Source organism: Anoxybacillus sp. ST70 (assembly GCF_019553625.1).
In the GTDB taxonomy this organism is placed as follows: domain Bacteria; phylum Bacillota; class Bacilli; order Bacillales; family Anoxybacillaceae; genus Anoxybacillus; species Anoxybacillus gonensis.
Window position 1 is genome coordinate 1 of sequence record NZ_JAHZOF010000014.1, and the last position, 15,412, is coordinate 15,412.

The 15,412-nt window shown below is 39.2% G+C and carries 17 protein-coding genes and 1 rRNA gene; 17 read left to right on the forward strand and 1 reads right to left on the reverse strand.

Annotated features, from left to right (window positions below):
• The 9 genes from rrf to rsmI all read left to right on the forward strand — a co-directional run.
• A 5S ribosomal RNA gene (gene rrf / locus K1I43_RS14055) occupies positions 1-110 on the forward strand; the annotation flags it as partial.
• A 136-nt stretch (positions 111-246) separates the two neighbouring features.
• Entirely contained in the window at positions 247-429 is a 183-nt protein-coding gene (locus K1I43_RS14060; RefSeq protein WP_019418065.1) for a sigma factor G inhibitor Gin, read from the forward strand.
• 80 nt (positions 430-509) lie between these two features.
• On the forward strand, positions 510-1,934 hold the full coding sequence (locus K1I43_RS14065) for an aminotransferase class I/II-fold pyridoxal phosphate-dependent enzyme (protein ID WP_019418064.1): 1,425 nt from the start codon (positions 510-512) through the stop codon (positions 1,932-1,934).
• Position 1,935: 1 nt separating this feature from the next.
• The gene (gene tmk / locus K1I43_RS14070; RefSeq protein WP_009360790.1) at positions 1,936-2,565 is read left to right on the forward strand and encodes a dTMP kinase; all 630 of its coding nucleotides are present in this window, start codon (positions 1,936-1,938) and stop codon (positions 2,563-2,565) included.
• Positions 2,566-2,575: 10 nt separating this feature from the next.
• Positions 2,576-3,574, forward strand: a complete 999-nt coding sequence (gene holB, locus K1I43_RS14075) for a DNA polymerase III subunit delta' (RefSeq protein WP_009360789.1) — start codon at positions 2,576-2,578, stop codon at positions 3,572-3,574.
• Entirely contained in the window at positions 3,567-4,394 is an 828-nt protein-coding gene (locus tag K1I43_RS14080) for a PSP1 domain-containing protein (RefSeq protein ID WP_009360788.1), read from the forward strand. Before holB ends, K1I43_RS14080 begins: the two co-directional genes overlap by 8 nt.
• A 15-nt stretch (positions 4,395-4,409) precedes the next feature.
• A complete protein-coding gene (gene yabA / locus K1I43_RS14085) occupies positions 4,410-4,757 on the forward strand; it encodes a DNA replication initiation control protein YabA (RefSeq protein WP_019418063.1) in 348 nt (115 codons plus the stop codon).
• A gap of 54 nt (positions 4,758-4,811) precedes the next feature.
• Complete coding sequence (locus K1I43_RS14090) at positions 4,812-5,546, forward strand: tRNA1(Val) (adenine(37)-N6)-methyltransferase (protein ID WP_019418062.1); 735 nt, start codon at positions 4,812-4,814, stop codon at positions 5,544-5,546.
• Positions 5,547-5,552: 6 nt separating this feature from the next.
• Positions 5,553-6,419, forward strand: coding sequence for a 16S rRNA (cytidine(1402)-2'-O)-methyltransferase (rsmI, locus tag K1I43_RS14095; RefSeq protein ID WP_019418061.1), 867 nt, complete (start codon positions 5,553-5,555; stop codon positions 6,417-6,419).
• A gap of 37 nt (positions 6,420-6,456) precedes the next feature.
• On the opposite strand, the gene K1I43_RS14100 is transcribed toward rsmI, so the two are convergent.
• Positions 6,457-6,747 (reverse strand): transition state genes transcriptional regulator AbrB, encoded by a 291-nt coding sequence (locus K1I43_RS14100; RefSeq protein ID WP_180271095.1) that lies wholly within the window; start codon positions 6,745-6,747, stop codon positions 6,457-6,459.
• Between the two features lie 487 nt (positions 6,748-7,234).
• Here K1I43_RS14100 and metG point away from each other — a divergent pair, with 487 nt between their 5' ends.
• The 8 genes from metG to ispE all read left to right on the forward strand — a co-directional run bounded on the left by metG (position 7,235) and on the right by ispE (position 15,410).
• Positions 7,235-9,184, forward strand: coding sequence for a methionine--tRNA ligase (gene metG / locus K1I43_RS14105; protein ID WP_009360783.1), 1,950 nt, complete (start codon positions 7,235-7,237; stop codon positions 9,182-9,184).
• A gap of 116 nt (positions 9,185-9,300) precedes the next feature.
• Positions 9,301-10,068 carry a TatD family hydrolase gene (locus K1I43_RS14110; protein WP_019418058.1) on the forward strand — a complete coding sequence of 256 codons (768 nt, stop codon included), beginning with the start codon at positions 9,301-9,303 and terminating at the stop codon, positions 10,066-10,068.
• 204 nt (positions 10,069-10,272) lie between these two features.
• Positions 10,273-11,466 carry a resuscitation-promoting factor gene (locus tag K1I43_RS14115; RefSeq protein WP_019418057.1) on the forward strand — a complete coding sequence of 398 codons (1,194 nt, stop codon included), beginning with the start codon at positions 10,273-10,275 and terminating at the stop codon, positions 11,464-11,466.
• 61 nt (positions 11,467-11,527) lie between these two features.
• Complete coding sequence (gene rnmV / locus K1I43_RS14120; RefSeq protein WP_019418056.1) at positions 11,528-12,100, forward strand: ribonuclease M5; 573 nt, start codon at positions 11,528-11,530, stop codon at positions 12,098-12,100.
• On the forward strand, positions 12,093-12,980 hold the full coding sequence (gene rsmA / locus K1I43_RS14125; protein ID WP_019418055.1) for a 16S rRNA (adenine(1518)-N(6)/adenine(1519)-N(6))-dimethyltransferase RsmA: 888 nt from the start codon (positions 12,093-12,095) through the stop codon (positions 12,978-12,980). Before rnmV ends, rsmA begins: the two co-directional genes overlap by 8 nt.
• 74 nt (positions 12,981-13,054) lie before the next feature.
• Positions 13,055-13,933 (forward strand): sporulation peptidase YabG, encoded by an 879-nt coding sequence (yabG, locus tag K1I43_RS14130; RefSeq protein ID WP_009360778.1) that lies wholly within the window; start codon positions 13,055-13,057, stop codon positions 13,931-13,933.
• Positions 13,934-14,146: 213 nt separating this feature from the next.
• Positions 14,147-14,416: a biofilm formation stimulator Veg gene (veg, locus tag K1I43_RS14135; RefSeq protein WP_009360777.1), complete on the forward strand. Its 270-nt coding sequence runs from the start codon at positions 14,147-14,149 to the stop codon at positions 14,414-14,416.
• Between the two features lie 127 nt (positions 14,417-14,543).
• On the forward strand, positions 14,544-15,410 hold the full coding sequence (gene ispE, locus K1I43_RS14140) for a 4-(cytidine 5'-diphospho)-2-C-methyl-D-erythritol kinase (RefSeq protein ID WP_026011756.1): 867 nt from the start codon (positions 14,544-14,546) through the stop codon (positions 15,408-15,410).
• Positions 15,411-15,412: the final 2 nt, after the last annotated feature.

Below are 15,412 nucleotides of genomic sequence, written 5' to 3' on the forward strand. Positions count from 1 at the left end.
ACGATGGCGGAGAGGTCACACCCGTTCCCATCCCGAACACGGAAGTTAAGCTCTCCAGCGCCGATGGTAGTTGGCGGGACACCGCCTGCGAGAGTAGGACGTTGCCGGGCAAAGAGAAGACCAAGACGATTTAGTCTTGGTCTTTTTTAGCTCATTGCTTTCTTTATACTCCCGCACAAAATGATTCGTTTCGAAGTATATTGTTATATGAAACTGGGAAAACTGTTAGCGGGAGGTGGAGAACAAATGTCTTATAAAGAAACTTGTATTGTATGTGATGGGCAAAATAAAAAAGGAATTCATGTTTTTCATCATTTTATATGCATGGATTGTCATAACGATCTCATTCAAACGGAGACAAATGATGAAAAATACAAATTTTACGTTGATCGGCTGAAAAAAATAGGAGAGAATAAAATATATTCATAACAAAAGGCCCCTACTATGATTAGGGCCTGTTTTATTTTAATATAAATATATAAAAACAACGAGCGAGGAAGCGAATAAAGATGGATCAAACGAAAACACCTCTATATACACTTTTATGTGAACATGCCTCGACACAACCGATTTCATTTCACGTACCAGGGCATAAATATGGAGCTGTTTTTTATGAAAAAGCTCTTTTTTCTTTTGCACCATTGCTACATTTAGATGTAACGGAACTTTCACATTTAGATGATTTACATCATCCAACGGGAGCGATTGAACAGGCACAACAATTAGCGGCAAAATTATATGGGGTAAAACGGACGTATTTTTTAGTTAATGGTTCTACTGCCGGTAATTTAGCGATGATTACAGCTGCATGTGAAAAAAACAAAAAAGTCATTGTACAACGTAATTGTCATAAATCTATTTTACATGCACTACATCTCGTTGGAGCAACACCTATTTTTATTTCCCCGGAATTTGATGAAGATGTTCGAGTGATGTCTTTTGTGTCGTTTGAAACAATTGATCATACATTGCGTGAGCATTCAGATGCCGCTGCGCTCATTTTAACAAATCCAAACTATTATGGGATGTCTATTGATTTAACGAAAATTATTCAATTGGCCCATTCTTATCGCATACCTGTGTTAGTGGATGAGGCACATGGAGCTCATTTTGTGCTTGGGGAACCTTTTCCAAAATCAGCTGTGGAATGTGGAGCAGACATTGTTGTACAATCGGCCCATAAAACACTTCCAGCTATGACCATGGGATCTTTTTTGCACTTTAATAGTGAGCTTATAAATGAACGTACGTTAAGATACTTTTTGCAAGTTTTTCAAACAAGCAGCCCATCTTATCCAATTATGGCTTCGCTTGATTTGGCTCGCGCTTATGTTGCGCAACAGACACGTGAAACGATTGATGAAATGGTTGAACAAATTCAATTATTTAAGCAAGAGTTGCGAACAATTGAAGCGATTCATGTGGTGGAATCACGGCATCCCCTTATTCGAACGGATTTGTTAAAGGTTACGTTACAAACGCGCAGTGCACATTCAGGTTACGAGTTGCAGCAGATATTAGAAAGAAACGGAATTTTTACAGAAATGGCTGACCCATATAACGTATTACTTGTTTATCCGCTTGCGAAAATCAAAACATTTCAAATGATTATAGAGCGAATAAAACATGCGCTACAATGTATTCGAAGCGAACGACAAAACGAACATGTACAATTTCAACTACCAAAGCATTGTCAAGCTGTGAGTTATGAATGGATTAAAGGTAGGAAAACAAAACAAGTGCTGCTTCATGATGCAATCGGACGTGTTTGTGCTCAAATGGTTGTCCCTTATCCACCCGGAATTCCTATTTTACTTATTGGGGAAATTGTGACAAGGCAACATGTTGAGCTTATTCAATATTTGAAGCAAACGGGCGCATATTTTCAAACAGATATAGAAGGAAATTGTATCGAAGTTTTTGAGGAGGCTTAAGATGAACTACTTATTTTTTTCATTTGAAGGTCCTGAGGGGGCAGGAAAAACAACGATCGTTCGCATGTTAACGGATTATTTAACTAAGCAGCACGTTGATGTTGTCGCAACACGTGAGCCGGGAGGGATCGATATCGCCGAGCAAATTCGTTCCGTCATTTTGCATCCTAATAATGATCGAATGGATGCACGAACAGAAGCTTTACTTTATGCAGCGGCGAGACGACAACATTTAGTTGAAAAAGTGATTCCTGCATTGAAGGAAGGGAAAATGGTTCTTTGTGATCGCTTTATTGACAGTTCGCTTGCTTACCAAGGGGTCGCGCGTGGTTTAGGAATAGATGAGATATTGGCTATTAATGAGTTTGCGATTGAAAATTGGATGCCAACATTAACGATTTATTTTGATATTGATCCAGCGCTTGGGTTAGCGCGCATTCGCGAAAATGGGTTGCGAGAAGTGAATCGGCTGGATTTAGAAGAGCTCGCGTTTCATGAACGAGTGCGTGATGGATATATGATGTTATTAGATCGTTTTCCAAATCGCATAAAAAAAGTAGACGCTACGCAATCTGTAACAAAAGTGTTTGAAGACGTGTGGGCGCTTATAGAGCCTTTGTTAAGAAAGTGAGAGGATCGTCATGTCATGGAAAATGCTCGAAACAAATCAACCACATGTAGCTAAAATGATCGTCAACAGTATAAGAAAAGGCAGAGTGGCTCATGCATACTTATTTGAAGGACAAAAAGGGACAGGAAAAAAGGAAGCGGCTCTTTTATTTGCAAAGCGTTTGTTTTGTTTAACAAATGTACATGATGACCCTTGCGAAACATGTGTGAATTGTCGGCGGATTCAATCTGGTAATCATCCAGACGTTCATCTCGTTGTGCCAGATGGAAATTCAATTAAAAAGCAACAAATTGAGCAGCTGCAAGAGGAGTTTACAAAAACGGCTGTTGAATCGAATCGTAAGCTATATATCATTGAGCATGCTGATCAAATGACCGTTCAAGCTGCGAATAGCTTGTTAAAATTTTTAGAGGAACCATCAGCAAAAACGGTGGCGATTTTATTAACAGAGCAATTACATCGCATACTTCCAACGATTGTTTCACGTTGTCAAGTGATTTCTTTTCGCAAATTACCGACAGAACAAATATACGCTCATTTACAAAAACAAGGTGTACCACGAGAGTTAGCGATATTAGCTGCTAGAGTAACAAATAATGTGCAAGAAGCATTTCAGTTAAGTCAAGATGATTGGTTTGCACAAGCACGAAAAATAGTGATACAATTATATGAAGCATTAAACAAGCAATATGTCCAAGCGTTGCTCGTCATTCAGCAACATTGGCTTAGCCATTTTACGAATAAAGAACAAATGAGCATAGGGTTAGATTTATTATTATATTTATATAAAGATTTATTATATGTGTTACTAGGGGAAGAACAACAAATTGCATACAGTGATTGCATAAATGAATTTCAGCGGTCGCGTTTTCTTTATTCTGAGAAGCAAATTGCTCAACATATGAAGGCCATTTTACAAGCAAAAGCGCGGTTGCATACGAATATGAATCCGCAGCTTTTAATGGAACAGTTAGTATTGCAGTTGCGGGAGGGATCTGCATTTGTATGAAGTTGTAGGCGTTCGTTTTAAGAAAGCAGGAAAGATTTATTATTTTGATCCTGGGGATTTACCGATTTCAAACGGTGATTATGTCATTGTTGAAACCGTTCGCGGCATTGAATTTGGAAAGGTTGTTGTGGCTAAAAAACAAGTCGATGAAAAAGATATTGTTTTGCCTTTGAAAAAAGTCATTCGGATGGCTGACCAAAAAGATAAACTTGTTGTAGAAGAAAATAAAAAGGCAGCGGAAGAAGCATACGACATTTGTTTGAAAAAAGTAGAAGAGCACGGATTAGAAATGAAACTTGTTGATGTCGAGTATACATTCGACCGCAATAAAATTATTTTTTATTTTACTGCTGATGGACGCGTTGATTTTCGTGAACTCGTTAAAGATTTGGCAGCCATTTTTCGCACCCGAATCGAACTGAGACAAATTGGTGTGCGCGATGAAGCAAAAATGTTAGGCGGTATTGGACCATGCGGACGGATGCTTTGTTGTTCGACGTTTTTAGGTGACTTTGATCCGGTTTCCATTAAAATGGCAAAAGATCAAAATTTATCGCTCAATCCGACAAAAATATCAGGATTATGCGGTCGACTAATGTGTTGTTTAAAATATGAAAACGATGAATACGAGACGGCGAAAGAGCAGCTGCCTGATTTAGGTGAAATGATTGAAACTCCTCTCGGATTCGGGAAGGTCGTTGGACTGAATATTTTAGAACGAGTGTTACAAGTCGAATTAGTCGAAAAAGATCGGGTCGTTGAATATACGATTGACGAATTATTAAAAGAGAAAGTTCTTCCTACTCAAGCCACAGAGTGATGGGGTGGATGGCGCGTGAATAAAAAAGAAATTTTCCAATCTGTAACAAGTATCGAGGAACAAATTGCTCATTTATATAAACAGCTAGGTGAGTTAAAAAATTATCTTGGGGAGTTAATTGAAGAAAATCATCGCCTTCAAGTTGAAAATGACCATTTACGTCGACGGCTTGAACAGCTGCCAGAGCGAAAAGACGAACAAGGCAAAAAACAAAAGAAAGCGAAATTAGTTGATATCGGCGAAGGATATGATAACTTAGCTCGTCTGTACCAAGAAGGATTTCACATTTGTAATGTACATTATGGAAGTTTACGGACCGATGGCGATTGTTTGTTTTGTTTGTCATTTTTAAATAAAAAATAGCCTTTCTGACGAATGGTCTGGAAGGCTATTTTGTTGTAGAAAGAGGGATTGTGTATGTTACGTGAAGATGAACGGCTCGACTATTTGCTAGCAGAAGATATGAAAATTATTCAAAGCCCATCTGTATTTGCTTTTTCGCTTGATGCAGTATTGTTGGCGAAATTCGTATATGTTCCCATTCAAAAAGGACATTTAGTCGACTTATGTACAGGGAATGGGGTCATTCCACTATTGTTAAGCAAACGAACAAAAGGGAAAATGATTGGAGTAGAAATTCAAGAAAGAATTTATGATATGGCGAAGCGAAGCGTACAATACAACAAGCTAGAGGAGCAAATTGAAATCATTCACGGTGATATTAAAGATATGCCTGCTCATCTTGGACATAGTAAGTTTGATGTTGTGACGTGCAATCCTCCGTATTTCCCAACACCAAACGAAGAAGAAATGAATAAAAATGAACATTTTGCGATTGCACGTCATGAAATTTATTGTACGTTAGAAGATGTCATTCGCGTAAGTAGTCAATTGCTTAAACAAGGTGGAAAGGCAGCCTTTGTTCATCGCCCTGAGCGGTTGTTAGATATCGTTACACTCATGCGACAATACCGTTTAGAGCCGAAACGTTTGCGTTTTGTTTATCCAAAAGAAGGAAAGGAAGCGAACACCATTTTAATCGAAGGAACGAAAGACGGCAATAAAGGATTGAAAATATTACCTCCTCTCTTTGTATACGAACAAAATGGCGAGTATACAAGCGAGTTAAAACATATTTTATACGGGGAATGAGATGAGATGAACGAACAAAAAAGTTTTATTGAAGAAGATGAAAAAGGAATTTTGTACATCGTCCCGACGCCGATCGGCAATTTAGAAGATATTACGTTGCGTGCCATTGAAACGTTACGAACAGTAGATTTCATTGCGGCTGAAGATACACGCCAAACGAAAAAATTGCTAAATCATTTCGATATTCATACGCCGCTTGTTAGTTACCATGAGCATAATAAACAATCGCGAGGAGAGCATATTCTCGCTTCTCTATTACAAGGGAAACATATCGCTTTAGTGAGTGATGCCGGAACGCCAACGATTTCTGATCCAGGTCATGAGCTTGTAGTTGAAGCGTTACGCGCACAATGTAAAGTGATTCCGCTTCCAGGTGCGAATGCGGCCATTACGGCGTTAACAGCTTCTGGATTACCGACAAATCATTTTTATTTTTATGGTTTTTTATCGCGACATAAGAAAGAAAAGAAAAAAGAACTCGAACAATTAAAACATATAAAAGATACGCTTATTTTTTACGAGGCACCACATCGTCTGCAAGAAACGTTAACAGTGATGCGCCATATATTTGGCAATCGACAAATGGCTGTGGCGCGCGAGTTAACGAAAAAATTTGAACATTTCATTCGTGGAACGATTGAAGAAGTGATGCATTGGGCAGAACATCACGAAGTGCGAGGGGAGTTTTGTCTCCTTGTTGAAGGGAATCTCACACATGATGAACAATCGATATGGTGGAACGATTTAACCATTGTTGAACATGTAAATTATTATATGGAAACGAAACAATATACATCGAAAGAAGCGATTAAACAAGTAGCTAAAGATCGTCAATTGCCGAAAAGAGATGTGTATGAAGCATATCATAAGTAAAAAAAGAAGTTTCTCTAGAAAAGTCTAGAGAAACTTCTTATTTTGACTGTTGAAGAACGTTTTGAATTTCTTGTAATAACGCCTCTGCGCCTTCTTTGCTTAAAATGATTTTTCCATCTGCAAGCTTGTAGTTATCGTCAGACACTTCCCCAGTTACTACGCAAGTCATGTTTGGTTTGTATTTTTTCAAAATGATGCGCTCATCATCTACATAAATTTCTAACGCATCTTTCTCTGCGATTCCTAATGTACGGCGCAATTCAATTGGAATAACAACACGACCTAACTCATCGACTTTACGAACAATACCTGTTGATTTCATCTTTATTCTCCTCTCCTTTTTCATCTTTTTTCGTCAATATTCGACAAAATCTCTATGGATTTATCATAACAACTTTTCCATTAAGCGTCAATCCTTTTATATGCAATGATTAAAAAAAATGTATGATTTACATGTCGTTGCATATAAAATTCGCCGAAATTATAGCTGAAGTGACAAAATCCGAATGATTTGACAAGAGATGCATAACAGTTTTTAACTACTTTTCAAGACGATACAAACCTTATTATAAATATTATTCGACAAAATTCAACACAAATTCGACAAATTTATCGATATATTTTCGACAAAATTCGACAAAAATATATGATTTGTCGACAATGCTATGTCGAATAGTTGACAGCGCTCTCTATTTTTATGTATATTTTGGTGAGATAAGAGGAATAGATGTATTGATCAAGAATACAAATATGCAATCGCTCTCGTCCTTTGGGCGAGAGCGTTTCTACTAAACGTGCAACAAGGAGGGGTACAAGTGACGAAAAAGACGTTTTATATCACCACACCCATTTATTATCCGAGCGATAAATTACATATCGGTCACGCTTATACGACGGTAGCTGGCGATGCAATGGCAAGATATAAGCGGATGCGCGGCTATGATGTGATGTATTTAACAGGAACAGATGAACATGGTCAAAAAATTCAACGAAAAGCAGAGGAAAAAGGAGTTACTCCACAGCAGTATGTCGATGAAATTGTTGCGGGAATTAAAGAGCTTTGGAAAAAACTAGATATTTCTTATAACGATTTTATTCGTACAACAGAACAGCGTCATAAACAAGTCGTTGAAAAAATTTTCGCCCGTCTTTTAGAACAAGGGGATATTTATTTAGACGAATATGAAGGATGGTATTGTACTCCGTGTGAATCGTTTTACACTGAGCGGCAATTAGTCGAAGGGAATTGTCCAGATTGTGGACGTCCTGTAGAAAAAGTAAAAGAACAATCATATTTTTTCCGGATGAGCAAATATGTCGATCGTTTATTAGCGTTCTATGAAGAAAATCCGCAATTTATTCAGCCGGAATCGCGCAAAAATGAAATGATTAATAACTTTATCAAGCCGGGCTTAGAGGATTTAGCTGTGTCACGGACAACGTTTGATTGGGGCATTCCTGTTCCGGGCGACCCGAAACATGTCATTTATGTATGGATTGATGCATTGTCAAACTATATTACTGCCTTAGGGTATGGAACAGAAAATGATGAAAAATATAAAACGTATTGGCCGGCTGATGTTCACCTTGTTGGAAAGGAAATTGTTCGTTTCCATACGATTTATTGGCCAATTATGTTAATGGCTTTAGATCTTCCGCTTCCAAAAAAAGTGTTTGCGCACGGCTGGTTGCTTATGAAAGACGGAAAAATGTCGAAGTCGAAAGGAAATGTTGTTGATCCAGTTACGTTAATTGATCGATATGGCTTAGATGCGTTGCGTTATTATTTACTTCGTGAAGTGCCGTTTGGTTCAGACGGTGTGTTTACACCAGAAGGTTTTGTCGAGCGCATAAACTATGATTTAGCGAACGATTTAGGTAATTTGCTTAATCGAACTGTAGCAATGATTGAAAAATATTTTGCCGGCCGTATTCCTGCATATCGTGGTACGCACACCTCATTTGATGAACAACTTGTGCAAACGGCGTATGATACTGTTAAACAGTATGAAGAAGCGATGGAACAAATGCAATTTTCACAAGCTTTAACAGCTATTTGGCAGCTTATTAGCCGTACGAACAAATATATTGATGAAACGCAACCATGGGTATTGGCAAAGGACGAAGCAGCGCGTGAACAGTTAGCTTCCGTCATGTCGCATTTAGCGGAGTCCCTTCGTTATGTAGCTGTTTTATTGCAACCATTTTTAACAGCAACGCCAAAACGAATGTTTGCTCAACTTGGCGTTCAAGATGAGCAATTAATGAGCTGGGACAGCTTACAAACGTTTGGTGCTTCACAACAAGAGCGAATGGTTGAAAAAGGAGCTCCACTGTTCCCGCGTTTAGACGTTCAAGAAGAAGTGCAATATATTCAAACACAAATGAGCGGGACATCAGCAAATGTAGAAGAAAAGCAGGAACAAAACGAAGAGAAAAGCGAAGAAATTACAATTGATGATTTTATGAAAGTCGATTTACGCGTCGCACAAGTGATTCATGCTGAGCCAATTCCAAAAGCCGATCGCTTGCTTAAATTGCAACTTGATTTAGGCTATGAAAAACGGCAAGTTGTATCAGGTATTGCAAAACATTACAAACCGGAAGATTTAATTGGGAAAAAAGTCATTTGCGTGACGAATTTAAAGCCTGTGAAATTGCGCGGAGAACTGTCACAAGGCATGATTTTAGCGGGGGAAAAAGACGGGGTATTGTCATTGGCGACAGTGGATGAATCGCTTCCAAATGGAGCAAAAGTGAAGTAAAGAGGTGTTGCAAAAACACCTCTTTGTTTCTATTTTGTAATGTAATTGTTATATAGCTGTGATTTATGTAACGGGATTGTGTGGTAAACTGAACATCGGAAGAAAAGAGGGGTTATATGTTATTTGATACACATGCACATTTAAATGCGACACAATTTAGCGAAGATGTTGAACAAGTGATTGAACGAGCACGTGCAGAAGGTGTGTCACATATTGTCGTCGTTGGCTTTGATCGACCAACCATTCAACGGGCAATGGAGCTAGCCGAGGAATATCCCTTTATCTACGCAGCTGTTGGATGGCACCCTGTCGATGCAATTCATATGACTGACGAAGATCTTGTCATGATTGAACGTTTAGCTGCGCACCCGAAAGTTGTAGCGCTCGGTGAAATGGGGCTTGACTATTATTGGGATCAATCGCCGAAAGACGTACAAAAAGAAGTATTTCGAAAACAAATTCGTTTAGCGAAAAAAGTGAAGTTGCCGATTATTATACATAATCGTGATGCGACAGCCGATATTGTTGATATTTTACGAGAAGAGCGCGCTGAGGAAGTCGGAGGCGTAATGCATTGTTTTAGCGGAAGTATAGAAGTGGCAAGACAATGCATCGATATGAATTTTTATATTTCATTTGGCGGTCCTGTGACGTTTAAAAACGCAAAAAAACCGAAAGAAGTGGCAAAAGAAATTCCACTTGATCGTTTGCTTATTGAAACGGACTGTCCGTATTTAACGCCACATCCGTTTCGAGGGAAACGGAATGAACCGAGCTACGTCAAATATATTGCCGAAGCGATCGCTGAATTAAAAGGGTTATCTTTTGAAGAAGTCGCCCAAAAAACGTCCGACAATGCGAAGCGATTATTCGGCATCATTTGATAGAGAATCGTGTCGATGATTAGGAAGACTTGTCTAAAGAAAAGATGAAACGAGATTGTTCTACAACTTTTTTTGCAAGCATACAATAAGCTTGTCGACAAGTCTTCCTTCCCTTTTGAAAGAATATTTTCAATAATAGATAATAAGCTTTATAGAAAGGGAGGGTCGTCGCGATCATCTATCGGAAAAGGAGGCGTTTTTATTTTGATTACGTATGTAAAAAATTTATTGCAATCAACATCAAAAAAGAAGATTGCACTTGCTACTGGAGGGTTTTTAGCCTTATCTGGCATGACGGGATATGCTAGCTATGAATGGACAAAAGAGACCGTGACGTTGTATGCAAACGGAAAAGAGGAAAAAGTGCGTACGCATGCAAATACAGTTGCTGAGCTGCTAAAAGAACAAAATATTCAGTTAAAACAAGAAGATTTTATATCTCCTTCCCCGAAAACTAAAATTGTTGATCATTTAACGGTGAAATGGGAAGCAAGCAAGCCGATTGTATTAGTCGTTGACGGGGTAGAAAAGAGATTAAGGACGACGGCGAAAACGGTGAAGGATGTATTGCATATTCAGCAAATCCAGCTTCGTGACTATGACGAAATATCACCAAACGTCGACGAAAAAGTAAAAGACAACATGAAAATAGTGATAAGTAAAGCGTTTCCGATTACATTAAATGACGGCGGCAAACAGCAACAAGTTTGGTCTACTTCGACTACGGTCGCTGACTTTTTAGCTAAACAACATATTACATTACGAGAGCTGGATCGCGTTCAACCAAAATTGAATGACATGATTCAACCAAACATAAAAATAAACATTGTTCGAGTTGAAAAAGTCACCGATGTAGTGGAAGAACCAGTCAATTATACTGTTGTGAAAAAGAAAGATGCGCAATTAGAGAAAGGAAAACAAAAGGTCATTAGCGAAGGGGAGAAAGGGCTTGTCGCAAAGCAATATGAAGTGATTTTAGAAAACGGGAAAGAAGTATCGCGCAAGCTTATTAAAGCAGAGACGATTAAACAAAGTAAAAATCGTATTGTTGCGATTGGAACAAAACAAGTTCCAAGAATATTAGCTTCCCGTGGAAGTGGTGAGGTAGCTGATGAACTTTATGTGATTGCCACAGCATATACAGCGTATTGTGGTGGCTGTTCTGGAACGACCGCAACAGGCGTAAATTTACGTTCAAATCCAAACGCCAAGGTAATTGCCGTCGATCCGCGTGTCATCCCGCTTGGAACAAAAGTATACGTTGAGGGGTACGGATATGCTGTTGCTGCAGATACAGGAGCGAATGTAAGAGGATATAAAATTGACGTATTTTTCCCAGATAAATCGACCGCATATCGTTGGGGAACAAAGCGTGTGAAAATTAAAATTTTAAAATAACTGCAGAGGATTTCGCGATCCTCTGTTTTTTTCGTTATAATGAGTGAAGATAAATGGATAGATGGAGGTTTTTATGAAAATTAAAGAAATTATCGTAGTCGAAGGACGTGACGATACGGTGGCGATTCGCCGTGCGGTAGATGCAGATACGATTGAAACGAACGGAGCAGCGATTAATGATGAAACGATCGAGCGTATTCGTTTAGCCCAGCAACAGCGAGGAGTTATTATTTTTACGGATCCTGATTACCCAGGAGAAAAAATTCGTAAAACAATTGCTGAGCGTGTGCCAGGATGTAAACACGCATTTTTGACGCGCGAAGAAGCGAGAGGCAAACACGGAAAAGGGCTCGGCGTTGAACATGCTTCCATTGAAGCGATTCGCACAGCGCTTTTAAGTGTGTACGAAGAAATGATCGATCCGCAAGAAGAGATTTCATTTCAGCAGCTTGTCGATGCAGGATTAATCGGGGGGCCGCTAGCGCGTGCTCGTCGTGAAAAGTTAGGTAAACTATTAAAAATCGGATATACAAACGGAAAACAACTGCATAAACGGTTACAAATGTTTCAAATTTCAAAAGAACAGTTTGTCGAAGCGATGAAGCAAGTGATGCAGGAGGAAGAACATGTATAAAGATATTGCTACACCGACGCGTACAAAAGAAATTTTAGCGAAATACGGTTTTTCATTTAAAAAAAGCCTTGGACAAAATTTTTTAATTGAACCGAATATTTTACATCGTATTGTTGATTTTGCTCAGCTTTCTGAACGAACAGGTATCATCGAGATTGGACCGGGAATTGGGGCGCTTACAGAACAATTAGCGCGACGAGCAAAAAAAGTGGTCGCATTTGAAATTGATCAGCGGCTTCTTCCTATTTTAGCGGATACGCTTTCCCCGTATTCAAACGTATCCGTTATTCACCAAGATATTTTAAAAGCTGACGTTCAACAAGTAATATCGGAACAGTTAGCGGATGTAGAAGATATTATGGTTGTTGCCAACTTGCCATATTACGTCACGACACCGATTATTATGAAGTTGTTAACGGATCGTTTACCTATTCGCGGAATGGTCGTTATGTTGCAAAAAGAAGTAGCAGAGCGCATGGCGGCAAAGCCTGGAACGAAAGACTACGGTTCCTTGACGATTGCTGTTCAATATTATACGCACGCGGAAACGGTCATGCATGTGCCACGAACTGTATTTGTACCGAAGCCGAATGTAGATTCTGCAGTCATTCGTTTATTGAAGCGAGAACAACCTGCTGTCGCTGTGTCGAACGAAGATTTTTTCTTTACTGTTGTTCGTGCAAGTTTTGGGCAAAGGCGTAAAACGATTTTAAACAATTTAATGAGCCACTTACCAGGCGGTAAACAGAAAAAAGATGAAATTGAAAAGGCGCTTCAAGCTGCTCATATTGATCCGAAGCGAAGAGGAGAAACGCTTACTATCGCTGAATTTGCTCTTCTGAGCGAGCGACTATACGACACTTTTTCACAAGAGGCTTAAAGCCTCTTTTTTTTACACGTTCGATCTTCTCGTTGCATATGTTACAAACAAAACAGATGAAAGGGCGGGCGTGTATGATTCAAATTGGTGACATTGTTGCGCGAAAATCGTATGAATATGATATTTTGTTTCGAGTCATTGATATAAAAGAAAAAGAAGGAGAAAAAGAAGCAATTTTATATGGAGAAGACGTTCGACTTATAGCGGACGCTCCATTTTCCGATTTAGTTGTTATTGATGAGCGAGAAAAGAAGAAGCGAGAAGAAAAGGAGAAACAACATATTGAGCAATGTTATAAATTGCTGCGTCAAGATTATCGATTGTTGCGGGAAAAAAGCGAATATGAAGCGACTGGTGGATACGAAGTGAAAATGGATTTTTTCCAACTGCCAGGACGAGTGCTTCATATCGATGGAGACCCGCTTTATTTACGAAAATGTATGCAGTTGTATGAACGAATTGGTGTTCCGGTATATGGTGTTCATTGTCACGAAACAGACATGCCTGATCGGATTATTCCGCTACTTGAACAAGTGCGTCCAGATATTTTAGTTGTCACTGGGCATGATGCATATTCAAAATCAAAAGGATCAGTGGACGATTTAAAAGCGTATCGTCATTCGAAATATTTTGTGCAAACGGTGCGACAGGCACGCAAAAAAATTCCGAATCTCGATCAACTCGTCATTTTTGCTGGGGCTTGTCAATCTCATTTCGAATCGCTTATTCGAGCAGGTGCGAACTTTGCTAGCTCGCCTGCACGCGTCAATATTCATGCGCTTGATCCTGTATATATTGTTTCACGTGTTAGTTTTACTCCTTTTATGGATCGTGTCAATGTATGGGATGTGTTAAGAAATACATTAACGGGGGAAAAAGGGCTTGGCGGTGTTGAAACGCGAGGCGTTTTGCGAACAGGAATGCCGTTTCGGACGATTGCTGAGCAAACATAAACAAATGCCTCTTGTCTTTTTGCCGTTGTGGTAAAAAGACAAGATAAGGCAATATGATTTTGTTTTTTAACACTTTTTATACATAATTTGTTTTTATTATTGTCCATAATAAAAACAAAAGTATTGACATAAAATATTTTTTGTTGATATAATTCTTATTTTTTGACTTATTCATTTCTGTTTGTTATACTACGTAATAGTGAGGTGGATACGATGGGAAAAACATTGTCGGAAATTAAAAAAGTGTTGGATTCGAATCTCGGTAAAAGATTGACGTTGAAAGCGAACGGTGGGCGTCGAAAGACAATCGAGCGTTGCGGCGTGTTGGCCCAAACATATCCGTCCGTATTTGTCGTTGAACTCGATCAAGAAGAAAACGCTTTTGAACGTGTATCATATAGTTATGCAGACGTATTGACAGAGACGGTGCAGCTTACATTTTTCGATGACGAACAAGTAGCGATGAGCAGCTCACATTCATGATAGTGAAGGAGGCGACCTATATCGGTTGTCTCTTTTTTTGTAGCTATTGAAAAGGCACGTATTTGTTCACTATTTTTTGTGGTAAAATGTCGATAGGAGTTTGAAGTCGGAAAAGTAGGTGAACAGGTTGAGGTTGTTAGTGAAAGCACCAGCGAAAATTAATTTATCTCTTGATGTCTTACATAAGCGTCCGGACGGTTATCATGAAGTCAAAATGGTGATGACGACAATTGACTTAGCTGACCGTGTAGAGTTAGCGGATTTATATTGTGATAAGATTCAAATTATCTCCCACAATCGTTTTGTGCCGGATGATGAACGAAATTTAGCGTATCAAGCTGCAAAATTGTTAAAAGAAAAGTTTGGCGTTCGTCGCGGCGTAGCCATTTCTATTACGAAATGCATCCCTGTTGCAGCAGGTCTTGCGGGTGGGAGTAGCGATGCAGCTGCAACGTTGCGCGGATTAAATAAACTTTGGGGGTTAGGTTTAAGTTTAGATGAGCTTGCCGAAATTGGCGCAGAGATCGGTTCAGACGTTCCGTTTTGTGTATATGGGGGAACGGCGGTTGCAACAGGACGTGGGGAAAAAATTGAACATATTCCTGCCCCTCCGCCAAGTTGGGTCATTTTAGCTAAGCCCACAATCGGGGTATCAACAGCGGATGTGTATCGCAATTTAAATTTACAATCCGTTGATCATCCGAATGTAGATGGAATGGTTGCGGCCATTAAAGAGAAAAATTACGAAAAAATTTGTGCACTTGCGGGGAACGTGCTAGAAAGTGTCACATTAAACATGCATCCGGAAGTAGCTCAAATTAAAGAACAAATGAAGCGTTTTGGAGCAGATGTATCGTTAATGAGTGGCAGTGGTCCAACCGTATTTGGCCTTGTTCAACACGATTCACGTTTGCAACGTGTATATAACGGGTTGCGGGGCTTTTGTGAACACGTATATGCTGTTCGATTAATCGGGGAAAGGCACGAACAATAAGG